This is a genomic window from Aeromonas piscicola, from assembly GCF_000820005.1.
GTDB lineage: Bacteria > Pseudomonadota > Gammaproteobacteria > Enterobacterales > Aeromonadaceae > Aeromonas > Aeromonas piscicola.
In genome coordinates this window covers 93,375-100,044 of record NZ_CDBL01000039.1, presented here as the reverse complement: position 1 = coordinate 100,044, position 6,670 = coordinate 93,375, and the positions used below count along the sequence as shown (strand labels likewise).

Annotated in this window: 5 protein-coding genes; all 5 read right to left on the bottom strand. The window is 57.3% G+C overall.

All coding sequences use genetic code 11. The features are described from left to right. Window positions 1–128: 128 nt before the first annotated feature. Window positions 129–1,001 (bottom strand): Dam family site-specific DNA-(adenine-N6)-methyltransferase, encoded by an 873-nt coding sequence (locus BN1128_RS08660; protein ID WP_042867706.1) that lies wholly within the window; start codon window positions 999–1,001, stop codon window positions 129–131. 70 nt (window positions 1,002–1,071) lie between these two features. After that, the gene (locus BN1128_RS08655) at window positions 1,072–2,673 is read right to left on the bottom strand and encodes an SPOR domain-containing protein (RefSeq protein WP_042867704.1); all 1,602 of its coding nucleotides are present in this window, start codon (window positions 2,671–2,673) and stop codon (window positions 1,072–1,074) included. After that, window positions 2,666–3,745 (bottom strand): 3-dehydroquinate synthase, encoded by a 1,080-nt coding sequence (aroB, locus tag BN1128_RS08650; RefSeq protein ID WP_042867703.1) that lies wholly within the window; start codon window positions 3,743–3,745, stop codon window positions 2,666–2,668. The genes BN1128_RS08655 and aroB overlap by 8 nt, the downstream gene beginning before the upstream one ends. 14 nt (window positions 3,746–3,759) lie before the next feature. Beyond that, window positions 3,760–4,278: a shikimate kinase AroK gene (gene aroK / locus BN1128_RS08645; protein ID WP_005298388.1), complete on the bottom strand. Its 519-nt coding sequence runs from the start codon at window positions 4,276–4,278 to the stop codon at window positions 3,760–3,762. 191 nt (window positions 4,279–4,469) lie between these two features. Next, window positions 4,470–6,668, bottom strand: coding sequence for a type IV pilus secretin PilQ family protein (locus tag BN1128_RS08640; protein WP_042867701.1), 2,199 nt, complete (start codon window positions 6,666–6,668; stop codon window positions 4,470–4,472). Window positions 6,669–6,670: the final 2 nt, after the last annotated feature.

The following is a 6,670-nucleotide window of genomic DNA, read 5'->3' as shown; positions in this document are numbered from 1 at the left end:
AAACGACCCGAACGCGGGGAGGAAAAATAGGCCCGCGGCTTTACCACCCATATCAGGCGAAAACGATACGAACACAAGGATAACGACAGGTAGAAACAGCGGCGGCACCCAAAGGTGCCGCCAGAAGGTCAGCCGAGTGAGACAAGCTCGGCGTCGCTGGGGTAATAACCCTGCTCCGGCTCGATACCGGGCGGGTAGAGCGCTAGCAGCTCGGCCACCTTGTTGCGGCTGCCGCCGTTGCGGCTGATGGTGCGCTTGACCAGGATCTCGTCCAGGCGGGCACCACGGTAGAGCTCGCGGGTCAGCTCTATGTCGTGGTTGCTGATGAGCACGGGCACCCCCTTGCGGGCCGCCGTGTGACGGGCCAGCCGCGCCAGTATGGCCTGATCATCCAGCGTGAAGCCACCTGCGGAATAGGTAGTGAAGCTCGCCGTAGTGGAGAGCGGCGCATAGGGGGGATCGCAGTAGATCACCCAGTCCGGTTCGGCGCGCTTGATGGCATCGGCGTAGCTTTCGCAGATGAAGGTCGCCTTCTGCGCCTTCTCGGCAAAAGCCCACAGCTCTTTCTCCGGGAAGTAGGGCTTCTTGTAGGAACCGAATGGCACGTTGAAGCCGCCCTTCTTGTTATAGCGACACAAACCATTGAAACCGTGACGGTTGAGAAACAGGAACAACAGCGCCCGCTCGAAGGTGGTCTCGGTCTGGTTGAACTGGGTACGCAGCCGATAGTAGGCAGCCTTGTGGTTGTGTTCAGCCACAAACAACTTGCGCGCCTCGGCGATGAATCGGTCAGGCGTCAGCTTGAGATGGTTGTAAAGGCAGATCAGATCCGGATTGATGTCGTTGAGCACATAGGCGTCGTAGTCGGTGTTGAGAAAGACAGACCCGGCCCCGACGAAGGGCTCCAGCAACACACGCCCGGCCGGCAAGCGCTCGGCAATATCTTCAACCAGGGAGTATTTTCCCCCGGCCCATTTTAAAAAAGCGCGTGTTTTTTTCATGGAAATCCGGTGTTAAGAAGGCATCGACCAAAAAAGGGGGACGATTCTACCCCCTTACCGGGCGCAATGGCTATTGCTTCAACTCTTTTTGTACCTGAGCAAACGACTTGGGCCAGGGCTGACCCTTGAGCAGGGCGGGCGAGAGCTTGCGAATGGCGGCCTTGGCCTGGGCGGCGTTGGCATAATCCCCTTGCAGTACCACGTACCAGGGGCTGCCACGGAACTGGGTTTTGTAAACCCAGATATTGCCGGCCAGCGCATGCTCGGCTACGAACTTGTCGACGGCCTTGGTGTTGCTCGCCCCCATCAGCTGGACGCTGTAATGATTCCTGGGCTTCTTGTTCAGGGTCGCCGCCGGCGTCAACGCCACCTTGGGTGAGGGTGCCACCACGGGTTCAACCACGGCTGGCTTGGCTGCCGGTGTGGTTGCAACCGAGGAGCTCTGGGTCTTGGGCGCAGTGGTCGGCTTGGCAAGCAGGCCCTGGGTCGATGCATTCTGAGCCTGGGTGACCTGAGTCGAAACGGCCTGGGAACCGGCACCGGTCAGCTCATTCTCCACGGCCGTGGGCAAGGCACCGCTGACGTTGGGCTGCTTCATCAGTTTCTCGACCACTTCATCGGAGATCACCACCCGGCGTCCCTCGTAGTTGGTCGATTCTGTGGTCACAGTCTCGCTCTCGACCGCCTTGGGCAACACCTTGGCATCCGGCTGCCAATCGCGCACCACACCGCCAGGATTGCCAGCGCCACCATCATGGGTTGCGTTCTGATTGCCATTCTGGCTGGTGTTACTGCCGCCTATGGTCAGCGGATCCCCACCCGACACGGGAATGGGCAAGGCCGTTGTTTGCGCAGGTTCCAGAGCGGAACTCTTGCTCTCACCGTTGAACAGGGCTGGCAGCAGATAGCTCAGGGCCAGCAAACCGACGGCAACCAGTGCCAGCACGGTCGCAATCTTCTTGACGGGCAACTCGGCCTGACGCTTCTTGGGCCTTCTGTCGGTCATGATATCCTCCAGTAACTGCATGATGGTGGACGGATGTCCATTTGCCGCTTTCAGGATCTCTTCCACTTTCAGCTTGGGCAAGAGGGCTGTTGGGATCTTGAGCTCTTTGGCTTTCTCATACAAGAAGATACGTTGCTCTGGCGCGCTCAGTGGTGCGACTTCCAGCTCCAGTGCCGGCATGGCACGCCCTTTCAGCAGGACCTTCTGGTTGCGACACCAGACGTCACTGCCGGAGAGCACTATGGCAAGTTGATGCGGCACGGACAGGGTATCGTTGTGACGACAGAGGCTCCACAGCTCACCGACCAGCTCGGCGGGCAATTCGTCGGCGCGCTCGATCAGCAGCAGCAGGGTAGCGGGTTTGCCTTCCAGCATGCGAAAGAAGCTGTCGGCTAGCGCATCCTGTGGATTAAACAGCGGCCTTGCCACCACCTGCGGCAACAGCAACTGGCGCACGTCCGCCATCTTCATGGCAGAGCTGCCAATCAGGCTCACGACCCGTACTTTTTCGGGCAGGGCGCCGAGCAGGGATTCACACAGGGTGCCGCGACCACTGCCATGCTTGCCACAGAGAAAAATAAAGGGGTGATTGAATTCAATCAGGTGCAGCAGCCGGTCAACCAGCTGCCGCTGGGAAGGAAGCTTAAGCAGTTTATTATTACTCACGACCAGACTCGATCACCGCCAACAATTCAGCATCGGAGACATCGGCCACCACCTGTGCATGACCGATACCGACCGGCAGCACCAGTCGCAACTTGCCTTCCATTACCTTCTTGTCACGCCGCATATGGCGAATGAAGGCATCAAAATCCATCTCGGCCGGTGCCTGAATGGGCAAATTGGCCGCCAGCAGCAGATCTCGGATACGGGCGACTTGCCGGTTATCCAGCTCGCCACGAACCTCGGCAGTGAATGCAGCCAGCATCATGCCTGCAGCAACGGCTTCGCCGTGCAGCCAGTTGCCATAGCCTTTTTCGGCCTCGATGGCGTGACCAAAGGTATGGCCCAGGTTCAACAGGGCACGCACACCGTGCTCCGTCTCGTCCTGCCCCACCACATCGGCCTTGATCTCGCAGCAGCGGCGAATGGCATATGCCAGGGCAGCTGGTTCCAGCGCCTGCAGACGGGACATGTTGGTTTCGAGCCAGGAGAAGAATTCGGCGTCCCAGATGATGCCGTACTTGATGACCTCGGCCATGCCGGCGGCAAATTCACGGGCAGGCAGGGTCTTGAGGCATTCGGTGTCGATGACCACATGCTTGGGCTGATAGAAGGCCCCAATCATGTTCTTGCCGAGAGGATGATTGACGGCGGTCTTGCCGCCGACGGAGGAATCAACCTGGGAGAGCAGTGTGGTAGGCACTTGAATAAAAGGAATGCCACGTTGGTAGCTTGCCGCAGCAAAGCCGACAACATCCCCTATCACACCGCCCCCCAGGGCGATCAGTGTAGTGTCCCGACCATGGTTGGTTTCCAGCAAAGCAGACATGATCCGCTCGAAGGTTGCCAGGGTCTTGTAGGCCTCACCGTCCGGCAGGATCAGGTGTTCAACCTGAAAACCGGACAGCAACTGGATAATCCGCTCAAGATACAAGGGTGCGACAACGGTATTGGTCACTATCATGACCCGCTTGCCCTTGATGGTTTGTGTCAGCACCTCTGCATGCTGCAACAGACCCGCCGCTATCTCGATGGGATAACTGCGTTCACCCAGTTCGACCTTCAACCTTTCCATGGACGTCCTCTAGATTACATGCCAATCAACTTAACAATTTGATTGGCAACAACTTTAGCGCTCTGATCATCAGTCTGGATGACAAAGTCAGCCACTTCTTCATACAGCGCATTGCGCTCTTGTGCCAAACGCTCGAGTACTTCGCGCGGCGGCTCTTCGGTTTGCAGCAGTGGGCGGCGCTTGTCTCTTTGTGTGCGCGCCAGCTGCTTCTCAATCGTTGTTTCGAGGTACACCACAATACCGCGAGCAGAGAGCTTGTTCCGTGTTTCACGGCTCTTGATGGCACCGCCACCCGTCGCCAGCACGATACCCTGCTGTTCTGAAAGGTCGCCTATGACCTTCTCTTCGCGGATCCGGAAACCCTCTTCGCCTTCAACATCGAACACCCAGCCGATATCGGCACCACTGCGGCGCTCAATCTCATGATCTGAGTCGAAAAACTCCATATGCAGTTGTTCTGCCAGATGTCTACCTATGGTGCTCTTGCCCGCACCCATGGGACCTATCAGGAAAATATTGCGTTTCTCAGCCATGTCTTTTCATTAGTAATTACAAACTGTACGACCCCGACAAACACTCGATCGGGGTACCTATGAACCTTGTCTTGCGATGGATCAGGAGGGGGATTATCTCAATAGAAATCGGGACTGGCAACCGCAGCCCTTACGCCCCAGCCTCATTGGGGCGTAAGGTTATATGTGTTTTACCCTCACATGTAAAGCATTCAGAAGGCGTCGGTGACTATCTTCGGCGTCACGAAAATCAGCAATTCCCGCTTTTTATTCTCGCTGGTTGTCTTGCGAAACAACACGCCAAGACCCGGGATATCACCGAGCAGAGGCACCTTGCTGACGTCGCTCTTGATGGTCTGTTGATAGATGCCGCCAAGCACCAGGGTCTCGCCATTGTTGACCAGCACCTGGGTGGTGATGGACTGGGCATTGATGGAGACCGCATCTCCAGTACCGGTGGGTACCGTCTCACCCTTGGTATCCTGGGTCACGGTCAGATCCAGGATAACCCGGTTGTCCGGCGTGATTTGCGGTGTGACCTTGAGGCTCAATACTGCCTTCTTGAAGGTGACCGAGGTGGCACCACTGGAGGAGGACTCCACATAGGGGATCTCGGTCCCCTGCTCGATCAACGCGGGTTTCTGGTTGGCTGTGGTGACTCTTGGACTCGCGATAATCTCGGCCTTGCTCTCTTTTTCCAGCGCCGACAGCTCGAGGTCCAGCAGGGTGCCATCCGCCAGGCGGGCTACCTGGAATGCCAGGGTACCAGCGGCATTGGTCACCGGCAGATTGACGTTCAATCTGTCATCCACCCCGGGACGAGTGATCGCCGAACCGCCGTTGTTATTGCCGGATCCGTCGTTGCCTTCGATAGAACCCGATGTGCTGTTGCCGTGACCATCGTTCTTGGTCACCCCCCAACGTACCCCAAGCGCCTCGTCAAAACCGTCATCTATGGTCACCATGCGCGCTTCGATCACCACCTGCTTGACCGGAATATCCAGGATATCCAGCATGCGCTTGATGTTGCTGATGACGTCTGCCGTGTCCTTGACCACCAGCACGTTGGTCCGCTCATCGACGCTCACAGCCCCCTTGGAAGAGAGCAATTTGGTACTCTTGGATGAAAGTAAATTTGCCACCTCGGATGCTTTGGCATAATTGATCTGCAGGTATTCTGTATAGAGCGGCGCCAGATCGGCAACCTGATTGCGACTCTCCAGCTGCTGCTTCTCACGAGTAGCGATCTCTTCTGCCGGCGCCACCAGCAGAATGTTGTTATCCAGCCGTTTATCCAGCCCCCTCACCTTGAGGATGATGTCCAGTGCCTGCTCCCAGGGCACGCCATCGAGCCGCAGCGTGATATTGCCTGATACCGAGTCCGTGGTGACCAGGTTGAGGTTGTTGAAATCGGCGATGAGCTGCAGCACGGTGCGCACCGGGATGTCCTGGAAGTTCAGCGAAATCGGCTTGCCCTGATACTGCTTGCCTGCGGTCACCGCGGTGCGTTTTTTCACCTCGACGATGAACATCTTGTCCGCCTGATCGTAGCGGTAATCAAACTGGCCGTTGACGGAGAGCTCGAACAGGGTGTCATTGCCCTGGCGGAATACCTCCACCTGAGAGACAGGGGTGGCAAAGTCCTGCACATTTATCAGATTGAGCAGGTCGTCCGGTACCCGGGTACCATGGAACTTGGCCAGCACTGTCTGACCACGGCTGCTGACATCGACTGCCGCCGAGCTGTTGTCCAGCGTAACCAGAAACTCACCCTGCCCCTCCTTGCCACGCCTGAAATCCACCCCCTTGACGGAGTTGAAATAGGCACCGCTCGCCCCGGTCTGAGCCGCAGGCAAGACGGGTTTACTGGCTACAGGTGCCGCCACCGGGGCTGACTGGGCAACCAACTGGGTGTTAATCAGGGCAGATTGAGTCACAGGCTGAGGATTAACAAAGGCAGGCGAGGTTGCAGGTGATGAGACCATGCCAGCTGATTGGGTAGAAGCCGGGAGAGGCATGGTTGCCTTCTCTCCCAGAGCGACCAGCAGCTTGTTGCCCTGCTGATGCACCTGATAAGGGGTCAATTGATCGAGTGCTATCTTGATATCGAGCCCGGCTCCCTTGCCCTCAACCTTGAGATTATCGACCCCCTGTTGCTTGATGGGCAGCGGATTGACATTGAGCGCACCAACGGCTCCTGGTACATGCAGCAACAGCTGATTGGGCTCATAGGAGAGCCGGTCGGTAAAGCCGCTGACCGGTTCACTGAAGCTCAACTCCAGCAACAGCTGATCGGCCATCAGCGGATTCACTTTCACCTCTTGCAAAGTGGCCACAGCCCAGGCCTGGCTCCATGCTCCGGCGCAAAACAGCAGGGCAACTCTGGTTACAGTACCTATTGTTGTTCTCATCG